This is a genomic window from Legionella nigrisilvae, from assembly GCF_977063395.2.
Genome location: NZ_CDRUGZ020000043.1, coordinates 250,638 through 277,579, shown reverse-complemented (window position 1 = coordinate 277,579; position 26,942 = coordinate 250,638). Strand labels below are relative to the sequence as shown.

Here is a 26,942-nt window from a genome sequence, read left to right as displayed (position 1 = left end):
TGCTCGATTATGAACGACACTTTGAAAACCTATTCGCCTATAGATAATTCTCTATATGTAGAGCGTGCATTTGCCAAAGACAATGAGATTCAATTTGCTTTGGATAGCGCATTAAGTGCAAAAAAACAATGGGCAGCCACTACCTTATCCGAACGTGAGAGTTACTGTATTGCAGCAGTAGAGGCTTTGGTAGCTAAAAAGGATGAGATAGCCAAAGAAATTTGTTGGCAAATGGGGAGACCAATTCGTTATGCTGCTGGGGAAATAAATGGTTTTGAGGAGCGAGCTCGTTATATGATCGCTGCTGCACGCGATGCACTTGGGCCTATCTCATTACCTGAAAAAACGGGCTTTATTCGTTACATCAAACGTGAACCATTAGGGCTGACATTTGTTATTGCTCCTTGGAACTATCCTTACCTCACTGCCGTCAATGCCATCATCCCAGCTATAATGGCTGGAAATGTGGTCTTACTCAAACATTCAGCGCAAACACCACTTGTAGCGGAGCGATTTGATCAAGCTTTTAGAGAAGCAAATCTTCCTCGAGGAGTGTTTCAGTATTTACATCTGACTCATTCAGATACTGAAAAAATTTTGCGTGATTCGTCTATAAACAATGTCGCTTTTACAGGTTCGGTTGCGGGTGGGACAATGATTGAACGAGTAACCGCCGGGCGTTTTTTGAGTATTGGCTTGGAACTTGGAGGGAAAGATCCCGCTTATGTTCGTTGTGATGCGGATATTGATAATGCCGTAGATACACTGATGGATGGGGCCTTCTTTAACTCCGGTCAATCCTGTTGCGGTATTGAACGTATTTACGTTCACAAGAGTATTTACGAACAATTTGTTAATAAGGCAGTAGCCTTGGTTAAACAATATAAACTTGGGCGTCCCGATGATCCGGAAACAACCTTGGGACCCCTTGTTCGTCCTTCTTCTGTCGCTTTTGTGCAGGCACAGATTCACGAAGCATTGGCGCAAGGGGCTATAGCACATATTGATAGTCGAGATTTTTTGATGGATCAACCTGGAACTGCTTATATGGCGCCCCAAATTTTAACGCAAGTAAATCACAACATGCGGATAATGACAGAAGAGACTTTTGGGCCAGTGGTCGGTATCATGGCTGTTGATAATGATGAAGAAGCGATTACATTGATGAATGACAGCCAGTATGGATTAACCGCTGCTGTTTTTACTCAAGATATACCCCAAGGAGTGGCTCTTGGTGAACAACTTCATACAGGAACATTTTTTATCAACCGTTGTGATTATCTAGATCCTGCCTTGGCTTGGACTGGAATTAAAAATTCTGGGCGTGGATGTACGCTTTCTTCTATAGGATATGACGTATTGACTAGACCCAAATCGTATCATTTAAAAACGGTTAATTTAGAAAGGAATCTATCATAATGAGTACCTCACTGACGGCTAATTGGAATTATCCTACTTCGATAAAGGTAGGAGCAGGACGTATTCGTGAACTTGTCGAAGTATGTCATACCTTAGAAATGAATGCGCCTCTCCTAGTCACCGATAGTAATTTCGCAAAATTGCCGGTGGTTGAGTCCATCCTGGCACATTGCCAAGATGCGGGGTTGTTTTGTTCTGTATTCGCCGATGTTAAAGCCAATCCATCGGGAGAACATGTTATGGCCGGTGTAGATGCGTATCAAAAGGGGAACCATGATGGGATTATTGCTTTGGGTGGAGGCTCTGCGCTTGATGCCGGTAAAGCCATTGCCTTGATGGTTGGACAAGATCGTCCACTATGGGATTTTGAAGACATAGGAGATAATTGGCGCCGGGTGAATGCTGCAGGCGTAGCGCCCATAATCGCTGTACCCACTACAGCAGGTACTGGTTCAGAGGTGGGACGTGCTTCGGTAATTACCGATACCCAAGAGCAACGCAAAAAGATTATTTTTCATCCAAAAATGATGCCAGTTATGGTTATTTTAGATCCGGGGTTGACTGTTGCTTTACCACCGAACATTACGGCAGCAACTGGGATGGATGCACTGTCTCACTGTTTGGAAGCTTATTGTGCTCCTAGTTATCACCCGCTTGCCGAAGGAATTGCTCTGGAAGGGATTCGTCTAATAAAAGAACATTTACCCCGAGTAATGCAAAATGGTACTGATATCAATTCGCGGACCCAAATGCTCGTAGCTTCTTCGATGGGGGCAACGGCTTTTCAACGTGGGTTAGGGGCTATGCATGCACTTGCTCATCCTTTGGGAGCAATTTATGACGCACATCACGGACGATTAAATGCCATTCTCATGCCGTATGTGCTACTCGCGAATCGATCTGAAATTGAATATAAGATAAGTAGGTTAGCAACCTATTTAGAGATTGAAAGTGGGTTTGATGGATTTCTTGAGTGGATAATCCAGTTGCGACGTGAGTTAGGTATCGAGCACTGTTTAATTGAAATTGGTATTGATGAACGACAAGTGAAACGTATTGCAAATATGGCCACAGAAGATCCTTCTGCCCAGAGCAATCCCATTCTCTTCGATACAGAACAATATGAACGCATTCTGTTGGGAGCAATCCGCGGCAATTATCCCCATCCTTCACAGACAATAATGAAGCGATTGGCAGAAGCACCTTAAGGACTGCCATGAAAATTGGAATATTGCAATGTGACCAAGTAGACTCAAGGTTAATTGCTGTACATGGAACCTATCTTGAAATGTATATCCAGCTCCTACAAGTAGAAGAACCCAATTTAAAGTTCACTGTTTTTGATGTTCGTTTTGGTGAATTACCTAGCAATATGGATGTCGTGGATGCTTATATTATTACTGGAAGTCGCTATGGCGTTAATGAGGATTTATCTTGGATTAGAGCGCTTGAAGAATTTGTTCGATGCCTTCATGCGGCAAGGAAAAAAATCATAGGGATTTGTTTTGGTCATCAACTTATTGCAAAGGCATTAGGAGGAAAGGTTATAAAAGCTCATCAAGGGTGGGGTATTGGAGTGTCCGTAAATAAAATTACGCAACTCAAGCCATGGATGTCGCCATCTCTCGGAATTTTAAATCTAATCGTTAGCCATCAGGATCAAGTGGTACTCCTTCCGGAGGGAGCAGAGGTTTTGGCAGCGAGTGACTTTTGTCCATTTTACATGGTGCAGATTCGCGACAACCTACTTACTGTACAAGGTCACCCTGAATACAGCAAAAGTTATTCCCGGGCCTTAATTGAACTTCGCAAAAATAATTTAAGCCAAGAAGTAGCTGCGCAGGGATTAAAATCGCTGCAGCAACACTGTGATGACAGGGTATTTGCTAAGTGGGTTGTTAATTTTTTGAATATCTAAATAAGATAATGGCATACTTTTTTACTGAAATATCAATAGGTCATGGTTGAAGTCAAATTTATTTGCTAGAATCTAAAGGGATTTAAAAAAAATATTAAACTTATAGGGAGAAATTAAATGAATCGTATCGCTTTAATCGCTGCAACTGGTTTTTTAGCGTTAACGCTAACTGCATGTGGTGAGTCAAGTAACAAACAACCTACTGCTACCACTACTACTGAAACTACTACAACACAACAACAACCAGCTCCAGCACAACAACCTGCTGGTGGAAATCAAACTCAAAACCAGTAAATCTTTAACCTGGGTGAAGGCTTAGGCCGTAACCCAGGAAAATTACGACCTGTCATGAGTTCTTTTGAGAAACTTATCAAACAAATATCAGCAATTCTTAAAAAAATGAATTGGCAATTAGTTACGGCTGAATCATGTACTGGCGGGCTCATTGCAAGTTATCTCACTGAAGTTCCTGGAAGTTCAGTCTGGTTTGAGCGTGGATTTGTTACGTACAGCAATCTCGCGAAAGAAGAGTTACTTTCAGTGCCTAAGCAATTGATTGAAGAATACGGTGCGGTCAGTGAACCTGTTGCCCTGGCGATGGCGACTGGTGCGTTACAACATAGTGTAGGGCATGTAGCTGTATCGGTTACGGGTATTGCTGGACCTGATGGGGGCAGCTCTGAGAAACCTGTAGGAACGGTGTGTTTTGGTTGGGTAGCTAGGGACATGAAACCCAAAATATTAAGAAAGCAATTCACTGGAAGTCGGAACGATATACGTTTGGCTGCATGCGAAGAGGCGTTATCTGGTATTCTTTCTTATATCAAAAACCGATAAATATTACGACGATAAGGTAATCTAGACAGGAATATCTTAGCCCATAGTAATTCCGATCTATGTAAATTTGATATTTACTCTAGTTAAAACCTCTAGTGCATTTATTTATTTTCCTATGGTTATGGAGGTCAAATCTTCAGCTATTGGGAGTGCTTTTCGTTCAAATTGAACTTGCATACGATCTTTAAAGGGTACATTAGCTTCCTCGGGTGTCTGAAAAAATATATGTTTGGCTGCATTAGAAATATTTATTGCTAGGCGTGCTGCATATAATGAATTCGCTGCTACCTTAGAACTCAGTTCCTCGCTTTTACTTTGCATGATCTCAACCTCAAAAAAATATGTTCTTAAATTTTACCAAATGATTAATGTTTGTTCAATGCCTGTCGATTTTTCAGTAGCGCGCTGGTTTTTGGCCTGAATGCAATAGTTTATTTTTACTTCATTTGAGTTTGAGGCAAAAAACTCCTTAAATAGGGTGAATCAATTGCTGCTTATTCCTATCTGTGTGATAATTTTACCCTTGCATATAACTATCTGGAACTATTATGGAAGAAAATAAACAAAAAGCATTATCCGCAGCCCTCTCGCAAATTGAACGTCAGTTTGGCAAGGGATCAGTGATGCGTATGGGTGACAGTACTGTCTCTCGAGATATAGAGGCCATTTCAACAGGGTCTTTAGGATTAGACATTGCATTGGGAATTGGCGGTTTGCCCAAAGGACGTATCGTTGAAATTTATGGCCCAGAGTCTTCTGGTAAAACCACTTTAACATTACAAGTTATTGCCGAATGTCAAAAAATAGGAGGCACTGCCGCATTTATTGACGCAGAACACGCTTTGGACCCAAGCTATGCGCAAAAACTGGGTGTAAATGTGGATGAGCTATTGGTCTCTCAACCTGATACCGGGGAGCAAGCTTTAGAAATTACCGATATGCTGGTACGTTCCGCTGCAGTTGATGTCATTATCGTGGACTCTGTTGCTGCCTTAACCCCGAAAGCAGAAATTGAAGGAGAAATGGGAGATTCACATGTGGGTTTACAAGCTCGACTGATGTCCCAAGCGTTACGGAAATTGACTGCTAATATTAAACGTTCCAATACGCTGGTCATTTTTATTAACCAGATTCGTATGAAAATTGGCGTAATGTTTGGTAGTCCCGAAACCACCACTGGAGGTAATGCATTAAAATTCTACGCTTCTGTGCGCCTGGATATTCGTCGTATTGGATCAATTAAAAAAGGCGAGGAAATCTTGGGTAGTGAAACACGAGTTAAAGTGGTTAAGAATAAAGTGGCTCCGCCATTTAAGATGACCGAATTTGATATACTGTATAACGAAGGTATTTCTCGTGAAAGTGAAATTATCAACTTAGGTGTCCAACTCAATCTGATTGAAAAATCTGGAGCTTGGTACAGCTATAAAGGTGAGAAAATTGGCCAGGGGAAAGATAATGTTCGCTTATACTTAAAAGAGAATCCTCAAATTGCAGCAACTCTTGAACATCAAATTCGTACGGAGCTTTTAGAGAAAAAACTCCCTATGCTTGCGTCAGCTAGTGCGGAAGAATTTGAGGCCGTTGATGACTAAAGCATTTGATTGTGCTGTGCGTCTGTTGTCCAGGCGCGAGCACAGTGCCTTAGAGCTTTGTGATAAATTAAAGCAAAAAGGATATAGTGCGATAGAAGCAAAAAAAGCATTGGATGAATGCCAACGCTTGGATATACAAAGTGATCGACGCTTTGTAGAACTATGTTGTCGCTTACGAATACGTCAAGGTTATGGACCTTTAAAAATAAGCCAGGAATTGAGTAGTAAAGGGATTGATAAGGAATTAATTAATCAATTCTTACAGCAGGAAGAAGATAATTGGCTGACTTATGCTTTAGATGTATGGCAGAAAAAAACTAAAGGTCAATGTGATTTATCGTTTGATGAACTTCAAAAACATCAGCGTTTTTTGCTTTACCGTGGATTTGGTATGGATACCATTGCTCAAGTGAAAAAAGAATTAAAAAAATAAAAATGAAATCGTAGCCTAGGTGCTTGTAGCCTGGGCGATGTGTAGTGATTGTGCTGCGCATTTGCATAGTACGACCGAAATTAAAATTAACTCAAATTGGTGTTGATTCGAAATGAAAAGTTCTGAAATTAGAGAAGCATTTTTTGATTATTTCACACAACGTGGTCATCAACTCGTGGAATCCAGCTCCTTAATTCCTGCTAATGATCCGACTTTATTGTTTACTAATGCGGGGATGGTGCAATTTAAGGATTTATTTTTGGGACTTGAAACACGCTCGTATCAGCGAGCGGTTACGGCACAGCGCTGTGTTCGTGCAGGTGGTAAACATAATGATTTGGAAAATGTAGGATATACAGCAAGACACCATACATTTTTTGAAATGTTGGGTAATTTTAGTTTCGGTGATTATTTCAAGAGAGAAGCAATAAAATTTGCTTGGGAATTTTTAACTCAAGTGCTGCATTTGCCTGAAGAGCGGTTGTGGGTAACTGTTTATAAAGAAGATCAGGAAGCAGAAGATATTTGGTTAAAAGAAATGAATGTTTCGGCTGCACGTTTCTCTCGTTGTGGTGAAAAGGATAATTTTTGGTCTATGGGGGATACAGGTCCTTGTGGTCCATGCACTGAAATTTTTTATGATCATGGCCCTGAAATTCCAGGAGGTCCTCCAGGCAGCCCGGATGAGGATGGGGATCGATATATTGAAATCTGGAACCTGGTGTTCATGCAATTTAATAGGGATAAAGATGGAAATCTGCATCCATTACCCAAACCCTCTGTGGATACAGGAATGGGACTTGAACGCCTTGCTGCAGTTGTTCAAGGCGTACATAGTAATTATGAAACGGATATATTCCAGTATTTGATTCAAGCAACAGCGAAACTTGGATCTGTTACCGATCTAAATCACACTTCTTTGAAAGTAATTGCTGACCATATTCGTTCTTGTGCATTTTTAATTGCTGATGGAGTAATCCCTGGAAATGAGGGACGAGGCTATGTGCTAAGAAGAATAATAAGAAGGGCTATAAGGCACGGGAATAAGTTAGGTTTACCGACGCCATTCTTTTCACAATTAGTAGATCCTTTAATTACGGTAATGGGTGATGCATACCCGGAATTGATAAAAGCTAAAGCGCATATAGAAAAAATTCTTAGCCAAGAAGAAAATCAGTTTGCCCGCACCCTTGATCAGGGGTTACGTCTGCTGCAAGACCAGATGCATTCTCTTGGAGGGCACGAAATATCAGGGGAAATCGCATTTAAACTATATGATACCTACGGATTTCCAGTGGATTTAACCGCGGATATAGCTCGAGAACAAGGGCTCTATGTAGATATGGATGGTTTCAATCAATTGATGCGACAGCAAAGAGAGCAATCTCAAGCAGCAAGTCAGTTCAGCGTGGATTATAGCAACAATGCCCAATTGGATTATCAATCCAATTTTCATGGGTATGAGCAAAAAGAGACCGAAGCAAAAATTATTGCATTGCTTCGAGATGGAAATGAAGTCGAAGTCTTGAGTAAAGGTGCAAAAGGAGCTGTAGTTTTAGATCATACACCTTTTTATGCAGAAAGTGGTGGGCAAGTAGGGGATAAGGGAATATTAACAAGTACAGGTTTACGGTTTCGTGTGGATGACACACAAAAAAAAGGTTTAGCCATAGTGCATTATGGTGAAGTTGTGGAAGGTTCTGCAACTTTAGATCAATTGGTGAGAGCTGAAATAGATAACGAGCGTAGAGAAGCAATCCGTTTAAATCATACAGCAACTCATTTATTACATGCTGCATTAAAAACAGTAGTCGGACCACAAGTCCAACAAAAGGGATCCTTGGTTGATGCTGAACGCGCCCGTTTTGACTTTTCCCATTTTGAATCATTGACTACAGAACAAATAAAAGAAATTGAAATATTAGTTAACAATCAAATTCGAGCCAATAACGAAGTAGTTACCCGGGTTATGGATATTGAGTCTGCCAAAAAAAGTGGTGCAGTCGCTCTTTTTGGAGAAAAATATACCGATGAGGTGCGTGTATTATCTATGGGTGAGTTTTCTAAAGAACTTTGTGGCGGAACCCATGCACGACGAACAGGTGATATTGGGTTGTTTAAAATTGTTGCTGAATACGGAATTGCAAGTGGGGTACGACGTATCGAAATGGTAACAGGTCGTTATGCATTAGGCTGGGTTAATGAACAACAATCGCTTTTAAGTGAGTTGGCTTCATTATTAAAAACCACCCCGAATAACTTACCGGATAAATTAGAGCAACTTATTGCCGAAAGTAAAAGTTTAGAAAAAGAAATTGCCAAACTGCAAAGTGAAAAAGCACAAAAGTCAGGGGCAGATCTGGCTAATGAAGTAGAACAAATCAATGGAATTAGTTTGCTGGTTAAACAATTGGAGGGTGTTGACAGCCAAACCATGCGAACTACTCTGGATCAATTAAAATCTAGACTTGATTCAGCTGTAATCGTTTTATTTACAGTGGATCAAAACAAAATGAATGTAATTGCCGGTGTAAGCAAGAGCATTTTAGGGAAAGCTCCCACTGCAGCTACATTGGTAAGACATCTCTGTGGAAAAGGTGGCGGTCGAGATGATATGGCTCAAGGAGGAGGAGAGGTTCCGGCTGATTTGGAGAAAAAGATAGAGGAAATTAGGGAGATGGTGCGTCATTCATAAATGGTATTTGTGTAGCCTGGATTTTCTTCTCCCGGCTACTATTTGTAGAATAATCATTGCATAAGGAAATGGCATGAGATTTATAAATGAATTCAAAGAATTTGCGATCAAAGGAAATGTAATTGATCTTTCAGTGGCTGTTGTTATCGGGGCGGCATTTGGCAAAATCATTAGTTCATTAGTTAGCGGCATTCTTATGCCATTAATTGGTTTATTATTAGGTGGGGTGAATGTCGCAAAGAAAACGTTTACTGTAGGAGATGCAATTGTAAAGTGGGGTGAGTTTCTTCAGGCAGTAATTGACTTTACTATCATTTCATTTTCAATTTTTATCGCAATTAAAGCACTTTCCTTATTAAGAAAAAAAGAAGAAAAGAAAGAAAAACTCACTAGAGAAGAAAGATTATTAATTGAAATTCGCGATCTGTTGAAAGAAAAAAATGTAAAAAACGAATGATTTTCTGTAATCTTGTCCTTCATTATCCCTGTCTCCAGTATCAAACTCCTAAGTCTTTGTAAATCTGCTATAATTTAAAACAGAAAATCATAATAAATAAGGACAGTTATGAACGAGCTCTTGAATTTAATTGCTATAATTGTTGTCTTCGGGGTGGTTTTATGGCTGATAGATAGGTTTATACCTATGCCGCCTTCAATTAAAAGCTTACTGAATGTGCTAGTTCTTATTATTTTGGTTATCTATATTTTACAATTTTTTGGGCTCATAAAAACAATATTACCCATGATTAAAATTATGAAGTAAACGAGTGGGATGCGCCAAAGAAATTTAGAAAACAATGCACTTGGCCATAGCGTACTTTGGTAATTAAGGGGTATTACATCTTTCCCATTTTCTTATAAAGAAAGAATGGCAATCGGGTAATAATTGCCATAATAAAGCGCCAAAAAAAAGGATAATAAAATAGTCTTTTTCTAGTTCGCAGTGCGTTCCAACAGGCTTTTGCACAAGAGTTCGGTGGGGCTGCATAAAAAATTCCGGGCATGCCATAGGTTTGTTTGGTGTCAATAAAACCCAAGCGAGCAATGGTGATGTTTAAATTACTTTGAGCTGTTTGTTGCAGCCCTTGCAGATAAACTTCAATACATGCTTTACTTGCTCCATAAAGACTGTTTTTGGCGCGTCCACGACATGCAGCAACAGAACTTAAAAACAATAAATTATATTCTTTTTGCTGACGATTTAAGTAGGTGTGGATCAACAAAGTAGTAGCCAAAATATTTACTTTGATGAGGTGAGAAATTGTTTCGATATTCAAATGATCGTTATCGGTGAAGTCACTGTGTGCGATCAATAAATCGAGTTCGTGCTGATTATTTTTAAAAAACTCGATCAGATCATTAACTTGCTCGACCAAATCCAAAACAAGTACATCACAACTCACGTGATATCGAAGTTTGATATCATTTGCAATGAGTTGGAGCTGATTTGGCTGACGTCCTACAAGAATTAATGGGTGTCCTGATTGGGCAGCAATGTGAGCCAATTTTTCCGCAATGATTGAAGTTGCACCTAGTATAACCCACGTCCTTGGTATCATTTTTTAATTCCTAACCGTAGTGCCATGTCAGAGTTCATAGGGCATGCATGACGTTCAAGAGTTTGAGAGAATTGCTCATGTTGATCATACATCGTTTTAAACTGGTCTTCGGTTAAAAGGAAATCTTTAGCTAGATACACTCGACCATTAAGTTCACTGATTAATTGATTCATTGCATAAATTGCCTGTTTCGAGTGTAGATCATGAATAAAATCCACCGCTAGGGTAAATCCAGGTTTGCAAAAGGAAAGCAAACCTTCTCCTGATTGGGTAAACAACTTGAGTACGGCAAGAGTGGGTGTGGCTTTATGAAGCCGCATCAATTGAACTAATCGATCTAAAATTTCTGAGGCATGCTCTGTATTAAAAACTGCCTGAAATTGAACTAATCCTTTGGGACCATAAAGTCGGTTCCAATGCAGGAGTTTATCTAGTGGATTATTAAATTGCTCAAGAGCTAGTTTTTCTTGCCCTTTTTTATGATTAAAAAAATACTGATTAAATAATTTGATACCCCACGGCTTGATTAAAGAAAATGGAGTTTTTGGTACTGTGTGGATCTTTAATTTCTTATCCTCGAACGGTTCACAATAATCTGCCACAGAAAAAACAGCACGGGGAATAGGATGAAGAAGATCAAGCCAGGCGACTTGATAATCATGATGAATACCCTCTGTTCCCATACATTCCACAAGTGTTTGCAGCGATTCAAATTGTTTATGTGTGGTTTGCACAAAACGAGGAGCCTTTTTTAGACGGAGTGCCGCCCGGGTAATAATTCCTGTAAGACCAAATCCGGCAATGGTGGCATGAAATAAATCACTATTTTCTTTACGGCTGCAATGAACTTTCTTACTTCCGATCAATAAATCGAATTCAATGAGATGATGTCCAAAACTACCCTCGTGATGATTATTTTTACCATGGACATCATGAGCAATTCCACCTGCGACTGTAGCATGGACAGTGCCAGGGAGAACAGGAGGAATAAAATCGGGATGCACTAAAAATAAATCTTTAAGCGGCACGCCCCCCTGGCACACTACAATGCCCGTTTCAGGGTTAAAATCGATAAAATGATTCAGGCGTTCGCTATCAATAATAAAACCATCCGTATTAAAACAACTGTCGTTGTAACATAGTCCTGAACCACGTACGAGAATGTTGTTCTGATGATTGTAAGAAAGGTATTCAACAAGTTGTTCTTCGCTATCTGGACGTAAACAGAACGACTGGCTAAAGTGCGCACGGCTAAAATTGGTGAATATTTTGGTTTTGCTGTGCATTGTATGTGTTGTTTCATTATTTCCAATATTTAAGACTATAATTCATTTAGAGATATATCAAAAGGAATTATGATGATGAAAACTATTTTAATCGTTTTTGGCTTTCTCTTTTCCCTTTCGCTTTATGCAGCCGATATTCCGCAAGATTATTTGGGTGCACAAAAATATGACAGGACCCAGTGTTTCCACAACGCAAGCCAAGATTGTATCAACTCGCAATGTCTGAATTCAAATGAGATTGATTGTCAGGAAAATTGTCGAAAGATGGCAAAGTCAAAATGTCAGCAAGATATTAATGAGTAGGATTTTTTGAATGGTTTCAACCATTTGGTTTGATTGTCAAATGATTGGCGGTGATTTTATAACCTGTCAAATCATGAGTCCATAAGGTGGCTTATACCTTATCTTTTCAAGAGTCTGTAGCCCGGGTAAAGATGGACGCCTCACACTGGCTATAATTATCCAGCTCATTTTATAAATGGCATATAGTTTGCATAATGGTATTCAATAAAAAATCATGTGGATTACTTGAATTCCCTTAGTGAATTCAAGTAAAAAAATTAGTATGGATAGCTTATATGGCTGATAAAAACGTTTTATCACAAGAAGAAATAGATGCATTACTAAAAACAGTGGGGGAGTCTTCTGAAGAGGAACATCTAGAATTAGAAAGTGCAGCAGGTACTAAGGAAAAATCGGATAAAAAAGCAAAAGCGGATAAAAATGATGTCGCAAGTTCTGCATTTGAGCCTATTGAAATAAAAAAAGAGAATGATGTTAAAACACTTAATTTTACTGCTCAAGAACGTATCGTCAAAGGTAAGTTGCCTGTATTAGATAGAATTTATGATCGGGCGGTGCGCTTATTTGCATCAGATATCTACAATGTCACAGCCAAGGATTTTGAGATCAAGCAAGATTCATTACTTATTATAAAACATCGCGATTTTATGGAGAGTTTGCCCAACCCAAGTTTAATGAGTATTTTTAAATTTAAACCATTACGAGGCAAAGGGATAATTCTTTTTGATAGTACTTTTGTCTATGATCTTGTCGACTATTATTTTGGGGGCAGCTCTCAATTCTTTGCCCAAAAAGACAGAACTGATTTTACTGCTACCGAGCTGCGTGTAATGGATGTGATAACGAAAAAGCTTATTGCCAATCTGAGCCAAGCCTGGAAGCCTATTATTCAGCTTGATATCACTAAATTTAATGATGAAACAAACCCACAATTAGTCAATATAGCAGAACCTGAAGAAATGCTATTGGTGGCACGTTTTTCTATGGATTTTGGTAAGGAAGTAGGTATTTTCTATTTTATTTTGCCTTACTCCATGGTTGAGCCAATTAAAGAGCAACTAGAGCTTGGTGCTTCTCGTCCAGATGACGAAATTGATCCGAACTGGGTCAAATCACTCAAAGAAGAATTAATGGATGTTGAATTAACTGTAAGTTCGATAATGGCTGAAACAAAAAGCTCTCTCGGAGCGGTAATGTCATGGCAAGTAGGAGATTTTATACCTATGGAAATGAAAGAAATAGTTACTTTAGATATTGAAGGGACCCCAGGATTTACAGCAACTCAAGGTACTGCAAATGACAAGCGTGCTGTGAAAATAATAAAAAATATTAGTTATTAGGAGATAAGTAATGTCTCAAGAAGCAATTGAACAACCCAAACCATCGAATACTCTTCCCCAGGAAGCAGACAGTGAAAAAATGGATTTGATTTTGGATATCCCAGTCTCAGTGACCGTAGAAATCGGCCGCACTAAAATGACTATTCGTAATTTACTCCAACTAAACCAAGGAGGAATTGTAGCACTGGATCGTTTGGCAGGGGATCCGCTTGATGTCCTAGTCAATGGGACTTTAGTTGCTCATGGGGAAGTGGTTGTGGTTAATGATAAATTTGGAGTTCGATTAACCGATATCGTCAGTAAAGCAGAACGTATTAAGCGATTAAGATGATGGACTCTACACTCAATCATGGGGAACTCATCCGGGTTCTCATGGGTTTATTGTTGGTTTTATTGATCATTCTTATATTGTCTTGGGTGGTGAAGAGGTTACATGGTATGCAAATGGGCTCGGCCAAAGGATTTCAATCCGTAGCGAGTATGATTTTAGGTCCTAAGGAAAAAATTACCTTGTTAAAAGTGGGAACGCGTTATTTGTTGATTGGATCGGGTTCAGGATATGTCACCATGCTTCATGATTTTGGTGAACAATTACCTACAGGATTTGAGTCCATAAATAAAGCTTCGTTTGCCGATCTCCTTAAATCAGTTAAGAAATCATAAAATGACGATGAATGTATATGGACAAAAAGGGTTATCATTTTCCAATCGAAAATCGATGCTAATTCACAAATGGATTTCTGTTTGCACGGGAATAACAAGATTAATAGCAGAGGGAGATAGAGAATTTAAATCCCGAATTCCGCTGCGCTGCACCCAGACTACATTATTTCTTATGCTATTTTGTTTTTTCCCCTTAGTCTTACAGGCTGCCCCTTTATCCTTACCGGCAATGACGGTTCAACCTGGAGCAAACGGGGAACAAACTTATAGTGTTAATCTGCAAATTTTGATTTTTATGACCTTGTTAACTGTTTTGCCAGGGATGTTGATGGCAATGACGGCTTTTACAAGGATCATCATCGTATTGTCTATATTACGTCAAGCTATAGGTATGGCGCAGACGCCTACAAACCAAATCTTAATTGGTATTGCGTTATTCATGACTTATTTTGTGATGTCTCCGGTTTTTAATAAAATCAATGATACGGCAGTGCAGCCTTATCTCGCAGAGACGATGAAATTCCCTCAAGCTTTAGCCAATGCACAGGCTCCTTTGCGTGAGTTTATGTTAAATCAAACGCGTAAAAATGATTTATCTTTATTTGAAAAATTTGCGCAAAAAAATCCAGCCAACCTTAACGAGGTGCCAATGAGTGTAGTGATTCCTGCATTCATTACTAGTGAATTAAAAACAGCATTCCAGATTGGCTTCATTTTGTTTCTACCCTTTTTAATTATTGATATGGTGGTGTCTAGTGTTCTAATGGCTATGGGTATGATGATGCTATCACCTTTGATTATCTCATTACCCTTCAAGATCATGCTGTTTGTTATGGTCGATGGGTGGACCCTTATTTTGGGATCGCTGGCGTCGAGTTTTGCTATGAGCTAAAAACTTTTCGCTTTCAGATCATGAATCAAAGGAAATAAAAATTATAGGGAAATAATATGACTCCAGACTCTGTAGTTTCTATATTCAGTGAAGGTGTGTATTTGATGCTGTTATTGATCATGGTACTCATTCTTCCTGGTTTGATTGTTGGTGTGATCGTTTCTATGTTTCAGGCAGCAACACAAATAAATGAAACAAGCCTAAGCTTTATACCCAAATTATTTATTACTTTTTTAATGCTTGTATTTGCCGGTCCTTGGTTATTGAAGACTATGGTGAATTACACCGATTCTTTAATTACCAATATTCCTTATTTAATCGGTTAACTAAAGATGAAGCTGGATTATCCAACAATAATAGATATGATAAGCCAGGTGATTTGGCCAATGGGGCGCATTGGTGGATTACTGCTTACTGTGCCTGTGTTTTCTTCTATCTTGGTACCCACTCGCATTAAAATTATTTTACTTTTTGTTTTAAGTTGTGTCTGTGCGTTTATGGTTCCTAAAGAGCTTTCTTTCCTTAATTTCAATGGACTTTTTTTAGCTTATATTATCCAAGAAGTTCTGTTTGGATTGTTAATGGGCTTTGTCTTACAGCTTGTTTTTCAGGTTTTTGTTTTGGGTGGACAAATTATTGCGATGCAGGCAGGTCTCAGTTTTGCTTTGATGGTGGATCCATCAAGCCGAGCAAGTGTTCCCTTAGTAAGTCAGTTTTATTCTATGATGATGACCCTAATATTTTTGTCACTTAATGGTCATTTAACCGTTTTCGAAACCTTGTTAGATAGTTTTAGAGTAATGTCTATAGGGCAGTTATCTGTAACCCCATCGATGGTGTGGAATGTTGTGTTATTTTCGGGATGGATGTTTAAACAGGCGCTACTCATCTCAATTCCTGCATTGCTGTCTTTGCTTATTGTGAGTCTAGCATTCGGAATTATGTCGCGAGCAGCGCCTCAATTAAATATTTTTTCTTTAGGATTTCCCATTACCTTAATTATGGGAATGGTGGTGATTAAGGTAGGTTTGTCGAGTATTGCAATACAGATGGCAGATCTGATCAAAGAAGGGATGCGTTTTATGGTGGGGATGGTACCCTGATGAGTGATCAAGAGCAAACACAAGAAAAAACAGAACAACCCTCGGCCAAGCGACTGAAAGATGCCCGTAAAAAGGGGCAAGTTGCACGCTCGAGGGATTTCAATACTACAGTAACCTTACTTTTTACTGCCTTAGGATTTTTAATTTTCGGAAAACAATTAGCCATGCAATTAGCAGTCCTGATGCGAGATGCATTTGAATTTAATACGCAAGTTACGCAGACTTCTGTGGTAAGTGCGGAGCGCTTGTTTTTTTTAGCTAAAATGGGATTTTGGTCTTTAATGCCCCTATTGCTAGTTATTTTTCTCATTACCTTAGCCGCCCCTTTGCTAATGGGGGGGTGGGTTTTTAGTGCACAAGTAGTACAACCCAAATTTTCTCGACTCAATTTATTTCAAGGACTCAAACGCATGGTTTCGTTGAAAGGTTTTGTCGAGATGTCCAAATCATTCTTTAAATTTCTTTTAGTCGCAGTGGTTGCCATAGCAGTGCTTAAAATACAAATTCCTGCATTACTCCATTTAGCTCATGTTCCTATAGAGACAGCAATTGGCAGCGGTAGCTTAATCGTAGTGAAATCATTTGTATTGATTTCTGCTAGTTTGATTTTGATCGCTGTCTTTGATGTACCTTTCCAATTGTATGAACATCAAAAAAATATGAAAATGACCATGCAGGAATTGCGAGATGAATACAAAGAAATAGAAGGTAAGCCCGAAATAAAAAGCGCTATTCGTCGTGCGCAGCAAGAGATATCAAGACGACGTATGATGAATGAAATTGCTAAAGCAAATGTGGTGTTAACAAACCCTACCCATTACGCGGTAGCAATCTGTTATAAAGAAAAAAGCCATAAAGCACCAATAGTCGTAGCAAAAGGCAAAGATTTGATTGCTTTTCAAATCAACAAAATTGCAACATCACATAAAATTCCCATTATTTCAGTACCACCTTTGGCTCGAGCGCTTTACTTTTCTACAAAATTAAATGCAGAAATACCAAGAGGACTTTATGTTGCTGTAGCTCAGGTTTTGGCTTATGTATTTCAATTGCGGGACAAGGAACGTTATGACTATAAACCTACTGTACTACAGAATGTTCCTATTCCAACAGAGTTAGTCCGTGATGCAGAGGAGGCTGATAATGAATAAGGCATTACAGTATATGCAATATTGGATGCATCAAGGGTTGGGTACACCCTTGGTCCTAATCACAATGCTTGGCATGATGATGTTACCTTTGCCTCCATTTTTATTGGATGTGTTTTTTACTTTTAATATTGCTTTGTCACTTGTAGTCTTGTTAGCCGTGATTTATAGCGAAAGACCTTTAGATTTTGCTGTATTTCCAACGGTTATTTTACTCGCAACTTTATTACGTTTGTCGCTAAATGTTGCCTCAACGCGAGTGGTTTTATTAAATGGCTATAAAGGTACTGATGCAGCTGGTCATGTAATTCAATCATTTGGTGAGGTTGTTATTGGAGGAAACTATGCTGTAGGTTTAGTTGTTTTTATAATTTTAGTAGTCATCAATTTTGTGGTGGTGACTAAAGGTGCTGGTCGGGTATCAGAAGTAAGTGCACGTTTTACTTTGGATTCTTTACCTGGAAAACAAATGGCTATCGATGCAGATTTGAATGCGGGATTAATTAATCAGGAACAAGCGGTAAAACGTCGATTGGAAGTTGCGCAGGAAGCCGATTTTTATGGTTCCATGGATGGTGCTAGTAAATTTGTCCGTGGCGATGCAATTGCCGGGATTTTAATTCTAGTTGTTAACATTATCGGCGGATTGATTATTGGAGTTTTTCAGCATGGAATGAGTGTTTCGGATGCCTTGCATAATTATATTCTACTAACTATTGGGGATGGTTTAGTGGCGCAAGTGCCTTCGCTTGTTTTATCCACTGCAGCCGCCATCATAGTGACTCGTGTTTCCAGTGCACAAAATATGGGGCATGCGGTAATTTCTCAGTTATTAGCTAACCCACGCTCATTGATTATTGCATCGGGTATCATTGGATTAATTGGTGTTATTCCTGGGATGCCTCATGTTGCATTTATTCTTCTTTCTGCAGGTTTGGCAGGAATTGCTTATCTATTTCTCAAGCAAGACAAAGCAAAACAAAAGGAGCAGCTTACCCAGGAAAATGAATCTCTTGCTGTTCCAAATTCAAATCTCTCTACGGAATTGTCTTGGGATGATGTGAATCCTGTTGATGTGATAAGTCTTGAAGTAGGATATCGCTTAATACCTTTAGTGGATCAAGCACAAGGAGGGATTTTACTTTCTCGAATTAAAGGGGTACGGAAGAAAATATCACAAGAGTTGGGTTTTTTGATTCCTTCAGTACATGTACGTGATAATTTGGATCTAAAACCTAACCATTATCGAATTAGTTTGGCGGGAGTAATAATGGGAGAAGCGGCGATTCATCTTGATCGTTGCTTGGCGATAAACCCTGGACAAATTTTTGGCGAAATAGAAGGGATAAAAACTCGTGATCCCGCTTTTGGTATGGAAGCGGTTTGGATAAATGAAAGCCAAAGAGAGCAAGCCCACACGTTAGGGTATACTGTAGTCGACTCTTCAACAGTCGTTGCTACACACTTAAGCCAAATATTGGAGCAGAATAGCCAACAATTATTAGGTTATGAAGAAACCCAACAACTTTTAGATAAACTTGCAGTGAGCTCACCCAAACTCGTGAAAGAATTAGTACCTGATGGCTTGTCCTTAGGAATGGTGAGTAAAGTCTTACAAGGTTTATTAATAGAGCATATTCCTTTAACAGATATTCGCACCATAGTCGAAACTTTGGCGGAATTAGCGCCAAAATCTAAGGATACTGAGTATTTAATCAGTCAAGTACGTATTGCTTTATCTCGATTAATTACTCAAAAAATCAGTGGTGTTCATGAAGAGTTACCTATTATTACGTTAAAACCTGAGTTGGAACAATTATTGCAAAACATTATTCAGAGTAGTGGATCTGGAGGTGTAAATTTCGAGCCAGGAATGGCAGATAAAATACAACATTCACTGACTCAATTAGCAATGCAACAACAGGCAAAACAAGAGAGCTCTGTATTAGTGGTACAGCCCGGGATACGCGCAGTGTTGGCACGATTTGTGCGTAATATATCCTATGACTTTCATGTTTTGTCTTATCAGGAGATCCCTGATAATAAACAAATAAGAATAGTAGGCACAGTAGGATAAAAATGAAGAACTGTAGATGTGGAATATAATGTAATAAGCAATACAAGTTACAAACTTCTCAGTTTTCTTACAAGCAGGCTACAATTTCTAAAGAGGCATTGCGTGAATAGTGACAAATTTCTTCATAAGCAGGAGGCTTTATGAAATTAAAACGTTTTGTTGCGGCCGATACACGCAGCGCTATGAAACAAATTAAAGAGACACTTGGTGCCGATGCTGTCATTTTATCCAGCCATCATGTTGATGCAGGTGTGGAGGTTGTTGCTGCGATTGATTTTGATGAAACCATTCTATCAACTTCAGCAGCAGTAGCTTGTGCTGAACCGATCAGCCAAACACCAAAATTTCAAATGCAAACTCCGCTTGATGATATGCGTCAAGAGATTCAAACATTAAGAGGGATGCTTGAGGCACAATTAAGAGGGAATGTGGGTGTCTATGAGCCCTTGCATACTATTTTACTCCAAAAACTTTTGTATCTGGGAGTAAGTCATACAACTGCTGCGACTTGGGCATGCTCCGTGCGATCTGATTTAAACCAACAGAGAGGGTGGGAATCTGTACTAAATATTATTACGGATCAATTAAGCATTTGTGACACACGTAGAATAGAAGAGGGGGGTGTTTATGCTTTTGTTGGACCAACTGGTGTTGGGAAAACAACAACACTCGCTAAAATTGCAGCGCGATTTACTTTAAGATTTGGAGCAGATAAGTTAGGTCTAGTCACTATGGATACTTATCGAATCGCGGCACAAGAGCAACTTATGATGTATGGAAAAATCTTAGGAGTTAAGGTGTGTGTTGCTCAAGATGAGGTTTCTTTGGCCCGAGTGTTACGGCAATTAAGTGATAAGAAACTCATTTTGATAGATACAGCCGGAATGAACCCTGCAGATGAGCGAGTGGTTAAACAAATGCAAGTGTTAGGCACATATTTACAGTCTGTTTCTAAGGTTCTAGTTTTACCGGCAACAAGTCATTATCAAGTATTAATTGATGCTATTAGACGTTATGAAGCGAATCAAATTGATCAGTGTATTTTGACTAAACTGGATGAATCGTTAGCTGTGGGCGGAGCATTAAGTGCACTTATTGAATCGGGTTTGGGTGTGAGCTATTTGACACACGGACAACGTGTACCCGAAGACATTAAAATGGCAACACGCCATCAGCTCGTTGAGTTATTTGCTGAACAGGAAACACAACTGTTTCTGGCAGATAATGTTAAGAAAGCACATCAGAGTGCTGGGAGAGAATATCATGTCTAAAGTGAGACGAAATATAAGTGATCAAGCTTCGGGGCTGAGGAGTCTATCGCGTGCGAAGCCAATTAAAGTAATTGCAGTTTCTGCTGGAAAGGGTGGAGTCGGCAAGAGCAACGTTTCTGTTAACTTGGCGGTTGGATTGGCTCAACTTCATAAAAAAGTAATGTTGCTTGATGCTGATTTGGGGTTGGCAAACATCGATATCATGTTAGGGCTGCATACTAAATATAATCTATCGCATGTAATTCAGGGAATTTGCCATTTAAGTGACATTATTTTACCTGGACCTAATGGTATTAGTGTTATTCCTGCCGCTTCTGGAACAGAATTTATGACCCAACTCTCTCCACCTGAGTTAGCTGGAATTATTGATGCGTTTAATGAGCTTACTGATGATTTGGACTACATGATTATTGATACTGCGGCGGGTATATCAGACACCGTTTTAAGTTTTACCCGGTCATCGCAAGAATTAATTGTCGTTGTATGCGATGAGCCTACGTCATTAACCGATGCATATGCTTTAATTAAAGTAATGAGTAAGCGGTATGAATGGACACGATTTCATATTCTCGCCAATATGGTGAGAAATGAGCGGGACGGACGTGAATTATTTAATAAATTATTCAAAGTTTCCGAGCAATTTCTTGAGGTTCAGCTAGACTATTTAGGAGCAGTTCCTTTTGATGAACACATACACAGGGCAGTGAAAATGCAAAAACCCGTATTAATTGCTTATCCAGATTCTGCCGCTGCTTTAGCGATGAGGCAATTAGCAGACGAAGTATCTGAATGGCCACCTTGCTCTTTGTTGGGGGGTAATACCAGTTTCTTTTTAGAACGTTTAGTTGCGGGTGAATTTTAAGGAGATTAATGTGGATGCTTTGGCTGCCTATAGCAAAGTGAACCAGCAAATTCAGGAAACGCTGGTAAAAACTCATGCCTTGTTGGTGAAGCGCATAGCACATCATTTATTGGGGCGTTTGCCGCAAAGTGTACAACTGGATGACTTAATACAAGCGGGAATGCTTGGTTTGCTGGAAGCAACAAGACATTATGATTCTTCCAAAGGAGCATCATTTGAAACCTATGCGGGAATACGTATCCGAGGATACATGCTTGATGAAGTAAGACGTAATGATTGGGTTCCACGTTCAGTGTATCGTAATGCAAGAATGATTTCTGAAGCAGTGAAAGCAGTTGAACATCGATTAGGAAGAGAGGCCAAAGATTCAGAAATAGCGACTGAACTTGGAATAGCCCTGAATGAATATCATGAAATGTTACAAGACTCAGTGAGCAGCCATTTGTATGGTTTTGAAGATTTGGGTGTGACTGATGATGCCCTACAGGCTGAAGATGGGCACGCCTCTACCGAACCTCATGTCAATGTATTTCATAGTGATTTAATGCGACGTTTATCTGAGGTGATTCGCGGCTTACCTCAAAAAGAACGAATGGTACTCTCTTTATACTATGAACAAGATTTAAATTTAAAAGAAATTGGTGAGGTTATTGGCGTTAGTGAGTCACGTGTCTCACAGATCCTTAGCCAAGCAACACATCGTATAAAATCAAGATTACCGGAATAAAAAAGAATGGATGCGTTAACTTTAATTGGGATGTTAGTCAGTTTTTTAGCGATTACACTAGGGCAAGTTTTGGAAGGTGGAAACATGCAAGCCCTACTCAACTTTTCTGCGTTGTTAATTGTTCTGGGAGGAACAATTGGTGCGGTGATGGTGCAAACACCACTGAGTACCTTTAAACGAGCCTTTAAAATCTTGCCCTGGGTTATCACACCACCAAAACTCGATTTTGAACACTGCCGTAATAAGATGTTTGATTTGGCACGTAAAGCCCGTCAGCTGGGTTTGCTTTCCTTGGAGGAGCATTTAGAAGTTGAAAAAAATCCACTCATCAGTAAAGGATTAGAGTTGTTGGTTATTGGCGTAGATAAATTCACCATAAGACAAGTTCTAGAGGAAGAGATAGATCGTGTGGAGACACATGATTCGCACGCAGCACAAGTTTTTGAAAGTATGGGGGGGTATAGTCCAACCATAGGAATTTTGGGTGCTGTATTGGGATTGATTCAAGTGATGCGCCATTTATCGGAACCGAGCGAATTGGGATTAGGTATTGCAGTAGCGTTCGTAGCTACGATTTATGGAGTAGGAATGGCTAATTTAATTTTTCTACCCGTGGCAAATAAATTAAAAAGTTATATTGCGCGCCAGGTTCACTACGATGAAATGATTGTAGAAGGGTTAGTTGCCATAGCTTCCGGAGAAAGTCCAGGAATTTTGCTGTTAAAACTCAATAATTTTGGCCAACAGAAGAAAGATGAAACAAAGAAAAAAAAGAAATGAGCAACATAACGATAATCACCGTTGGGTTGTCTCCTATGCTGATTTTATTACCTTGCTATTTGCATTCTTTGTAGTGATGTATGCTATTTCCTCTGTAAATATTTCAAAGTATCGCTCTCTTTCTGAGGGGATGAAATCAGCGTTCAATAAAAAAGATGAAGCTCGGGCACTTAAATCAACGAAGAGTATAAAAGATGGACCACAAACGACACCATTTCAAAGTCCCTTTAATGATGGACTTGATGAATTAAATCAATCACTAGCAGAATTGGAAGATGGAAATTATAAAATCAATCGACAAGAAGGTTGGGTTGAGTTGGATATTAAATCTGGGGCTTTATTTGACTCGGGCGAATCCGATTTAAAACCAGAAGCTTTTGTTAAATTGATGCGATTAGCCAGTAAAATTAAAAAATCGTCTTCTATTGTTGCCATAGAGGGATATACAGACAATATTCCTATAGAAACCCCACAGTTCCCCTCAAATTGGGAGCTTTCAGCTATGCGCGCAGCAGTTGTTGGCCGAATTCTAAACTCATTTGGGATTGCAACCCAACGCCTTTTAGTAACGGGATATGGAGAACAATATCCAGTTGCTGATAATGTTACAGAGCAAGGACGGGCTGCAAATCGTAGAGTGATTATTATCATTGCTTTGGACCGAAATGTTCCCCGCCTATTAAATCCAGCATTAAGTCATCCAGCAGCTCATCGTGTAGTTATCGGCAATAAGGATACAAAATGATTAATTTTCTTTTAAGTTTAAATGGGGTTATTTTTCTATTCGTACTGAATTACTTATTTAGCCAGCGGAAGAAATTAATTGATTTTCAAGGACGATTGGATATGCAACAAAAGCTAATTGATCAAATTAACAAAGATCATCCCATGTTAATCCATGCTGATTTGTTATTCTCAAAACAATTAAAAGAGATAAATACCCAAATGATTAGTATGGATAACCAAATTCAGGATTTGGAAAATAAAAGAGCTAATGATGGCGGGTATCGTCATGCTTTGCGTATTTTGGAAATGGGGGGTAATCGCGATGAAATTGTCGAAAGTTGTCATTTATCACTGGCAGAAGCAGATTTATTAATGAATTTGCAAGCATATCGAACAGCAATGAAGACTTCATAGCTGTTTTTTTGCCTACTTTCACGGTAAAATCTCAAACTTATTTTTACGAGTCATACTAAATCATCATGGAGCCCAGTAATGTAGCTGGATGCCGCGAAGCGGAGCTCTCGTCATCCCCCAAGTGCTGCGAGGTATCACCACGCTTTAGTACCAGGCTACGATGGGCGATCCCTTCGCCTCACTCGGGGTGATGGCAGAATGCCAGGGCATGCTTCGCCGCACGCAGGCTATCTTATGATAAGGTATTGATCCAATTAATATTTTTTAAAGAGACACTATGTTAGAAGTAAACCAAATTAATCTTAATCTGGTGGATCTTCTTAAGCGAATAGAAGCGCTTAGGGGGTATCTTTGACTTTGACGCTAAAAGTGAGCGTTTAGAAGAAGTCGTTCGCGAGTTGGAGTCATCTAATGTTTGGGATAATCCGGAAGTTGCCCAAGCTTTAGGTCGTGAACGAACCCAACTGGAAGCAATTGTTTCAACTTTAACGCAATTAGGTCAATCCATAACTGATTTAAATGAGTTGTTTGAAATTGCACGTGAGGAAGGGGACGAACAAACCATTAATGAAATTGGTGACGAATTAGTTTCCATTGAGAAAAAAGTTGCTGATTTAGAGTTTCGTCGGATGTTCTCCGGAAAAATGGACGATTCAAATGCATACTTAGATATTCAATCAGGTTCTGGGGGTACAGAAGCTCAAGATTGGGCAGAAATGTTATTGCGGATGTATTTACGCTGGGGCGAACAACATGGATTTACTACAGAACTAATTGAGTGTTCTCCAGGAGAGGTTGCCGGTATTAAAAGTGCCACTATTTATTTTAAGGGAGAGTATGCTTTTGGCTGGCTGCGTACGGAAAGCGGTGTGCACCGGTTAGTGCGAAAATCTCCTTTTGATTCAGGTAATAGACGACATACTTCATTTGCAGCAGTATTTGTTTCGCCTGAAATTGATGATGATATTGATATAGAAATTAACCCAGCTGATTTACGTATTGATACGTATCGAGCTTCCGGAGCGGGGGGCCAGCACGTTAACCGGACTGATTCTGCAGTTCGTATTACTCATGCTCCCAGTGGAATTGTAGTACAATGTCAGAATGATAGAAGCCAGCATCGTAATAAAGATCAGGCATTTAAGCAGCTGCGCGCTAAGTTATATGAACTGGAAATACAAAAGAAAAATGCAGAACAGCAGGTGTTAGAAGCCAGTAAATCAGATATAGGTTGGGGATCCCAAATTCGTTCCTACGTATTGGATCAATCTCGTATTAAAGATCTACGAACCAATGTGGAAACAAGCAATACACAAGCTGTATTAGATGGGGCGTTGGATCAATTTATTGAAGCCAGTTTAAAGGCAGGAGTAGGGCAGCATGAGTGAAGAACAAATTGAACATATAGATGAAAGCGAAGTTTATTATATTCGTAAACAAAAATTGGCTGAGTTACGGACAAAAGGTTTTAATTTTCCAAACCAATTTCGTCGTGAAAATTTAGCTCAAGAAGTCACAAAACATTATGATTCATTAGATAAAGAAACCTTAGCGCAAGAGCATGTGAAGGTAACAGTTGCCGGTCGTATCGTGTTGAGACGTATTATGGGCAAGGCGAGTTTTTTTCATATTCAAGATTTCTCCGGTCGGATCCAAGTATATATCCGCGCCAATGATCTCCCTGAGCAGTACGAGGAATTCAAGCATTGGGATTTAGGCGATATTGTTGGGGTTAAAGGTGAATTATTTAAGACCAATACAGGTGAGCTTACTGTAAACGCAGAGCATATTGAATTATTAACTAAATCATTGCGCCCCTTACCTGATAAATTTCATGGCTTAGCTGACCAAGAGGTTAAATATCGTAAACGGTATGTAGATTTAATCGCCAATGATGAAAGTCGGCTTACTTTTCTAACTAGGTCGCGATTAATTCAAGCATTTAGACAGTTTATGGATCAAAACTATTATCTAGAAGTAGAAACACCCATGATGCATCCTATCCCGGGTGGAGCTTTGGCACGTCCTTTTGTGACACATCATCATACTTTAGATATGACTATGTATTTACGTATCGCTCCAGAACTTTATTTAAAACGTCTCGTGGTGGGTGGATTTGAGCGTGTTTATGAAATTAACCGTAACTTCCGTAATGAGGGTATTTCAACCCGTCATAATCCAGAGTTTACTATGGTGGAATTTTATCAAGCCTATGCAGACTATAAAGACTTGATGAATTTTACTGAAGAATTATTACGTTATCTCTGTGATACCGTGATGGAAAAACGGCAGATTGAATATCAAGGTCAAATTATTGATTTTAATAAACCATTTACACGTATGACAGTGAAAGAAGCAATTTTATATTATCATCCAGAAATTAACCCGCAACAGCTGGAAAGCATTGTTAGTTGTCGTGAGATTTTGCAGAAAAAAGGGTTTCCTTTCAAAGCAACGGATGGTTTAGGGAAGCTGCAAATCATATTGTTTGAAGAAACAGTGGAACATCAATTATTTCAGCCCACGTTTATTACGGGTTATCCGACTGAAATTTCACCTTTAGCCCGTCGTAGTGATCATGATTCGGATGTGACTGATCGCTTTGAATTTTTTATTGCGGGTCGAGAAATTGCCAATGGATTTTCTGAGTTGAATGATGCAGAAGATCAGGCCGAGCGTTTCCGTAAGCAAGTTGAAGAAAAAGATGCCGGTGATTTAGAAGCCATGCATTTTGATAGCGATTACATTGAAGCACTGGAGTATGGATTGCCTCCTACAGCAGGAGAGGGTATAGGGATAGATCGTTTGGTCATGTTATTTACTAACTCTCAATCAATCCGTGATGTTATTTTGTTCCCACATTTGCGGCAATAATAACAGCAATAAGCCAGAAC

Annotated in this window: 29 protein-coding genes; 26 read left to right on the top strand and 3 right to left on the bottom strand. The window is 39.3% G+C overall.

The genetic code is table 11. The annotated features are described in order from the left end of the window. Positions 1–9: 9 nt before the first annotated feature. The 5 genes from ACWTE2_RS31675 to ACWTE2_RS31655 all read left to right on the top strand — a co-directional run bounded on the left by ACWTE2_RS31675 (position 10) and on the right by ACWTE2_RS31655 (position 4,174). Entirely contained in the window at positions 10–1,419 is a 1,410-nt protein-coding gene (locus tag ACWTE2_RS31675; RefSeq protein ID WP_454785881.1) for an aldehyde dehydrogenase family protein, read from the top strand. Further along, positions 1,419–2,627, top strand: a complete 1,209-nt coding sequence (locus ACWTE2_RS31670) for an iron-containing alcohol dehydrogenase (RefSeq protein ID WP_454785880.1) — start codon at positions 1,419–1,421, stop codon at positions 2,625–2,627. Before ACWTE2_RS31675 ends, ACWTE2_RS31670 begins: the two co-directional genes overlap by 1 nt. 8 nt (positions 2,628–2,635) lie before the next feature. Then, positions 2,636–3,337, top strand: coding sequence for a glutamine amidotransferase-related protein (locus ACWTE2_RS31665; protein ID WP_454785879.1), 702 nt, complete (start codon positions 2,636–2,638; stop codon positions 3,335–3,337). Positions 3,338–3,454: 117 nt separating this feature from the next. After that, positions 3,455–3,631, top strand: coding sequence for a hypothetical protein (locus ACWTE2_RS31660; RefSeq protein ID WP_182393256.1), 177 nt, complete (start codon positions 3,455–3,457; stop codon positions 3,629–3,631). 54 nt (positions 3,632–3,685) lie between these two features. Continuing rightward, positions 3,686–4,174, top strand: a complete 489-nt coding sequence (locus ACWTE2_RS31655; protein WP_454785878.1) for a CinA family protein — start codon at positions 3,686–3,688, stop codon at positions 4,172–4,174. A 105-nt stretch (positions 4,175–4,279) separates the two neighbouring features. Here the strand turns inward: ACWTE2_RS31655 and ACWTE2_RS31650 are convergent, their stop codons facing one another. Beyond that, on the bottom strand, positions 4,280–4,495 hold the full coding sequence (locus ACWTE2_RS31650) for a hypothetical protein (RefSeq protein WP_454785877.1): 216 nt from the start codon (positions 4,493–4,495) through the stop codon (positions 4,280–4,282). A 227-nt stretch (positions 4,496–4,722) separates the two neighbouring features. Between ACWTE2_RS31650 and recA the strand changes: the two genes are divergently transcribed. The 5 genes from recA (at position 4,723) to ACWTE2_RS31625 (ending at position 9,660) form a co-directional block, all read left to right on the top strand. Continuing rightward, on the top strand, positions 4,723–5,769 hold the full coding sequence (gene recA, locus ACWTE2_RS31645) for a recombinase RecA (protein ID WP_182393259.1): 1,047 nt from the start codon (positions 4,723–4,725) through the stop codon (positions 5,767–5,769). Continuing rightward, positions 5,762–6,202, top strand: coding sequence for a recombination regulator RecX (gene recX, locus ACWTE2_RS31640; RefSeq protein WP_454785876.1), 441 nt, complete (start codon positions 5,762–5,764; stop codon positions 6,200–6,202). The genes recA and recX overlap by 8 nt, the downstream gene beginning before the upstream one ends. Before the next feature lie 112 nt (positions 6,203–6,314). After that, entirely contained in the window at positions 6,315–8,897 is a 2,583-nt protein-coding gene (alaS, locus tag ACWTE2_RS31635) for an alanine--tRNA ligase (RefSeq protein ID WP_454785875.1), read from the top strand. A gap of 73 nt (positions 8,898–8,970) precedes the next feature. Then, on the top strand, positions 8,971–9,354 hold the full coding sequence (mscL, locus tag ACWTE2_RS31630; protein WP_454785874.1) for a large conductance mechanosensitive channel protein MscL: 384 nt from the start codon (positions 8,971–8,973) through the stop codon (positions 9,352–9,354). 108 nt (positions 9,355–9,462) lie between these two features. Further along, positions 9,463–9,660 (top strand): Thivi_2564 family membrane protein, encoded by a 198-nt coding sequence (locus ACWTE2_RS31625; RefSeq protein ID WP_454785873.1) that lies wholly within the window; start codon positions 9,463–9,465, stop codon positions 9,658–9,660. A gap of 73 nt (positions 9,661–9,733) precedes the next feature. Here the strand turns inward: ACWTE2_RS31625 and ACWTE2_RS31620 are convergent, their stop codons facing one another. Both ACWTE2_RS31620 and ACWTE2_RS31615 read right to left on the bottom strand, forming a co-directional pair. Next, positions 9,734–10,456, bottom strand: a complete 723-nt coding sequence (locus ACWTE2_RS31620) for an SDR family NAD(P)-dependent oxidoreductase (protein ID WP_454785872.1) — start codon at positions 10,454–10,456, stop codon at positions 9,734–9,736. Next, positions 10,453–11,742 (bottom strand): FAD-binding oxidoreductase, encoded by a 1,290-nt coding sequence (locus ACWTE2_RS31615; RefSeq protein ID WP_454785871.1) that lies wholly within the window; start codon positions 11,740–11,742, stop codon positions 10,453–10,455. Before ACWTE2_RS31615 ends, ACWTE2_RS31620 begins: the two co-directional genes overlap by 4 nt. Before the next feature lie 578 nt (positions 11,743–12,320). Here ACWTE2_RS31615 and fliM point away from each other — a divergent pair. The 16 genes from fliM (at position 12,321) to lysS (ending at position 26,922) form a co-directional block, all read left to right on the top strand. Continuing rightward, on the top strand, positions 12,321–13,385 hold the full coding sequence (gene fliM / locus ACWTE2_RS31610; RefSeq protein WP_454785869.1) for a flagellar motor switch protein FliM: 1,065 nt from the start codon (positions 12,321–12,323) through the stop codon (positions 13,383–13,385). Positions 13,386–13,395: 10 nt separating this feature from the next. After that, positions 13,396–13,716, top strand: coding sequence for a flagellar motor switch protein FliN (fliN, locus tag ACWTE2_RS31605; RefSeq protein WP_076547449.1), 321 nt, complete (start codon positions 13,396–13,398; stop codon positions 13,714–13,716). Further along, positions 13,716–14,048, top strand: coding sequence for a flagellar biosynthetic protein FliO (gene fliO / locus ACWTE2_RS31600; RefSeq protein WP_454785991.1), 333 nt, complete (start codon positions 13,716–13,718; stop codon positions 14,046–14,048). The genes fliN and fliO overlap by 1 nt, the downstream gene beginning before the upstream one ends. Before the next feature lie 172 nt (positions 14,049–14,220). Beyond that, positions 14,221–14,940: a flagellar type III secretion system pore protein FliP gene (fliP, locus tag ACWTE2_RS31595; protein WP_454785990.1), complete on the top strand. Its 720-nt coding sequence runs from the start codon at positions 14,221–14,223 to the stop codon at positions 14,938–14,940. Between the two features lie 56 nt (positions 14,941–14,996). Further along, positions 14,997–15,266: a flagellar biosynthesis protein FliQ gene (fliQ, locus tag ACWTE2_RS31590; protein ID WP_182393266.1), complete on the top strand. Its 270-nt coding sequence runs from the start codon at positions 14,997–14,999 to the stop codon at positions 15,264–15,266. A 6-nt stretch (positions 15,267–15,272) separates the two neighbouring features. Then, positions 15,273–16,043: a flagellar biosynthetic protein FliR gene (fliR, locus tag ACWTE2_RS31585; protein ID WP_454785868.1), complete on the top strand. Its 771-nt coding sequence runs from the start codon at positions 15,273–15,275 to the stop codon at positions 16,041–16,043. Next, positions 16,043–17,194 carry a flagellar biosynthesis protein FlhB gene (gene flhB, locus ACWTE2_RS31580; protein WP_454785867.1) on the top strand — a complete coding sequence of 384 codons (1,152 nt, stop codon included), beginning with the start codon at positions 16,043–16,045 and terminating at the stop codon, positions 17,192–17,194. Before fliR ends, flhB begins: the two co-directional genes overlap by 1 nt. Beyond that, positions 17,187–19,268, top strand: a complete 2,082-nt coding sequence (gene flhA, locus ACWTE2_RS31575; RefSeq protein WP_454785866.1) for a flagellar biosynthesis protein FlhA — start codon at positions 17,187–17,189, stop codon at positions 19,266–19,268. The genes flhB and flhA overlap by 8 nt, the downstream gene beginning before the upstream one ends. A gap of 140 nt (positions 19,269–19,408) precedes the next feature. After that, positions 19,409–20,539 carry a flagellar biosynthesis GTPase FlhF gene (flhF, locus tag ACWTE2_RS31570; protein WP_454785865.1) on the top strand — a complete coding sequence of 377 codons (1,131 nt, stop codon included), beginning with the start codon at positions 19,409–19,411 and terminating at the stop codon, positions 20,537–20,539. Beyond that, positions 20,532–21,401, top strand: a complete 870-nt coding sequence (locus ACWTE2_RS31565) for a MinD/ParA family protein (protein ID WP_182393271.1) — start codon at positions 20,532–20,534, stop codon at positions 21,399–21,401. The genes flhF and ACWTE2_RS31565 overlap by 8 nt, the downstream gene beginning before the upstream one ends. A 10-nt stretch (positions 21,402–21,411) precedes the next feature. Beyond that, entirely contained in the window at positions 21,412–22,128 is a 717-nt protein-coding gene (locus ACWTE2_RS31560) for an RNA polymerase sigma factor FliA (RefSeq protein ID WP_182393272.1), read from the top strand. 6 nt (positions 22,129–22,134) lie between these two features. Further along, positions 22,135–22,908, top strand: coding sequence for a flagellar motor protein (locus ACWTE2_RS31555; RefSeq protein WP_454785864.1), 774 nt, complete (start codon positions 22,135–22,137; stop codon positions 22,906–22,908). After that, complete coding sequence (locus tag ACWTE2_RS31550) at positions 22,883–23,653, top strand: flagellar motor protein MotB (protein WP_182393274.1); 771 nt, start codon at positions 22,883–22,885, stop codon at positions 23,651–23,653. Before ACWTE2_RS31555 ends, ACWTE2_RS31550 begins: the two co-directional genes overlap by 26 nt. Further along, entirely contained in the window at positions 23,650–24,048 is a 399-nt protein-coding gene (locus tag ACWTE2_RS31545) for a DUF2802 domain-containing protein (protein ID WP_454785863.1), read from the top strand. The genes ACWTE2_RS31550 and ACWTE2_RS31545 overlap by 4 nt, the downstream gene beginning before the upstream one ends. A gap of 277 nt (positions 24,049–24,325) precedes the next feature. Then, positions 24,326–25,436 (top strand): peptide chain release factor 2 gene (prfB, locus tag ACWTE2_RS31540; protein WP_454785862.1). Its coding sequence is split into 2 segments (ribosomal slippage): positions 24,326–24,400 and positions 24,402–25,436, totalling 1,110 coding nucleotides; the frame shifts between segments, so codons are not numbered across the junction. Further along, positions 25,429–26,922: a lysine--tRNA ligase gene (gene lysS / locus ACWTE2_RS31535; protein ID WP_454785861.1), complete on the top strand. Its 1,494-nt coding sequence runs from the start codon at positions 25,429–25,431 to the stop codon at positions 26,920–26,922. The genes prfB and lysS overlap by 8 nt, the downstream gene beginning before the upstream one ends. The last annotated feature ends 20 nt before the right edge of the window (positions 26,923–26,942 follow it).

What these genes read in the sequence shown, in the direction of transcription:
- ACWTE2_RS31655 (WP_454785878.1), top strand. Translation starts at nt 3,686, where the DNA reads ATGAGTTCTTTTGAGAAACTTATCAAACAAATATCAGCAATTCTTAAA.
- flhF (WP_454785865.1), top strand. Translation starts at nt 19,409, where the DNA reads ATGAAATTAAAACGTTTTGTTGCGGCCGATACACGCAGCGCTATGAAA.
- ACWTE2_RS31670 (WP_454785880.1), top strand. Translation starts at nt 1,419, where the DNA reads ATGAGTACCTCACTGACGGCTAATTGGAATTATCCTACTTCGATAAAG.
- ACWTE2_RS31620 (WP_454785872.1), bottom strand. Translation starts at nt 10,456, where the DNA reads ATGATACCAAGGACGTGGGTTATACTAGGTGCAACTTCAATCATTGCG.
- recX (WP_454785876.1), top strand. Translation starts at nt 5,762, where the DNA reads ATGACTAAAGCATTTGATTGTGCTGTGCGTCTGTTGTCCAGGCGCGAG.
- ACWTE2_RS31650 (WP_454785877.1), bottom strand. Translation starts at nt 4,495, where the DNA reads ATGCAAAGTAAAAGCGAGGAACTGAGTTCTAAGGTAGCAGCGAATTCA.
- lysS (WP_454785861.1), top strand. Translation starts at nt 25,429, where the DNA reads ATGAGTGAAGAACAAATTGAACATATAGATGAAAGCGAAGTTTATTAT.
- fliN (WP_076547449.1), top strand. Translation starts at nt 13,396, where the DNA reads ATGTCTCAAGAAGCAATTGAACAACCCAAACCATCGAATACTCTTCCC.
- mscL (WP_454785874.1), top strand. Translation starts at nt 8,971, where the DNA reads ATGAGATTTATAAATGAATTCAAAGAATTTGCGATCAAAGGAAATGTA.
- ACWTE2_RS31545 (WP_454785863.1), top strand. Translation starts at nt 23,650, where the DNA reads ATGATTAATTTTCTTTTAAGTTTAAATGGGGTTATTTTTCTATTCGTA.
- ACWTE2_RS31550 (WP_182393274.1), top strand. Translation starts at nt 22,883, where the DNA reads ATGAAACAAAGAAAAAAAAGAAATGAGCAACATAACGATAATCACCGT.
- ACWTE2_RS31615 (WP_454785871.1), bottom strand. Translation starts at nt 11,742, where the DNA reads ATGCACAGCAAAACCAAAATATTCACCAATTTTAGCCGTGCGCACTTT.
- fliR (WP_454785868.1), top strand. Translation starts at nt 15,273, where the DNA reads ATGAAGCTGGATTATCCAACAATAATAGATATGATAAGCCAGGTGATT.
- fliM (WP_454785869.1), top strand. Translation starts at nt 12,321, where the DNA reads ATGGCTGATAAAAACGTTTTATCACAAGAAGAAATAGATGCATTACTA.
- ACWTE2_RS31555 (WP_454785864.1), top strand. Translation starts at nt 22,135, where the DNA reads ATGGATGCGTTAACTTTAATTGGGATGTTAGTCAGTTTTTTAGCGATT.
- fliQ (WP_182393266.1), top strand. Translation starts at nt 14,997, where the DNA reads ATGACTCCAGACTCTGTAGTTTCTATATTCAGTGAAGGTGTGTATTTG.
- ACWTE2_RS31660 (WP_182393256.1), top strand. Translation starts at nt 3,455, where the DNA reads ATGAATCGTATCGCTTTAATCGCTGCAACTGGTTTTTTAGCGTTAACG.
- flhB (WP_454785867.1), top strand. Translation starts at nt 16,043, where the DNA reads ATGAGTGATCAAGAGCAAACACAAGAAAAAACAGAACAACCCTCGGCC.
- ACWTE2_RS31675 (WP_454785881.1), top strand. Translation starts at nt 10, where the DNA reads ATGAACGACACTTTGAAAACCTATTCGCCTATAGATAATTCTCTATAT.
- flhA (WP_454785866.1), top strand. Translation starts at nt 17,187, where the DNA reads ATGAATAAGGCATTACAGTATATGCAATATTGGATGCATCAAGGGTTG.
- ACWTE2_RS31665 (WP_454785879.1), top strand. Translation starts at nt 2,636, where the DNA reads ATGAAAATTGGAATATTGCAATGTGACCAAGTAGACTCAAGGTTAATT.
- fliP (WP_454785990.1), top strand. Translation starts at nt 14,221, where the DNA reads ATGCTATTTTGTTTTTTCCCCTTAGTCTTACAGGCTGCCCCTTTATCC.
- ACWTE2_RS31625 (WP_454785873.1), top strand. Translation starts at nt 9,463, where the DNA reads ATGAACGAGCTCTTGAATTTAATTGCTATAATTGTTGTCTTCGGGGTG.
- ACWTE2_RS31565 (WP_182393271.1), top strand. Translation starts at nt 20,532, where the DNA reads ATGTCTAAAGTGAGACGAAATATAAGTGATCAAGCTTCGGGGCTGAGG.
- fliO (WP_454785991.1), top strand. Translation starts at nt 13,716, where the DNA reads ATGGACTCTACACTCAATCATGGGGAACTCATCCGGGTTCTCATGGGT.
- recA (WP_182393259.1), top strand. Translation starts at nt 4,723, where the DNA reads ATGGAAGAAAATAAACAAAAAGCATTATCCGCAGCCCTCTCGCAAATT.
- alaS (WP_454785875.1), top strand. Translation starts at nt 6,315, where the DNA reads ATGAAAAGTTCTGAAATTAGAGAAGCATTTTTTGATTATTTCACACAA.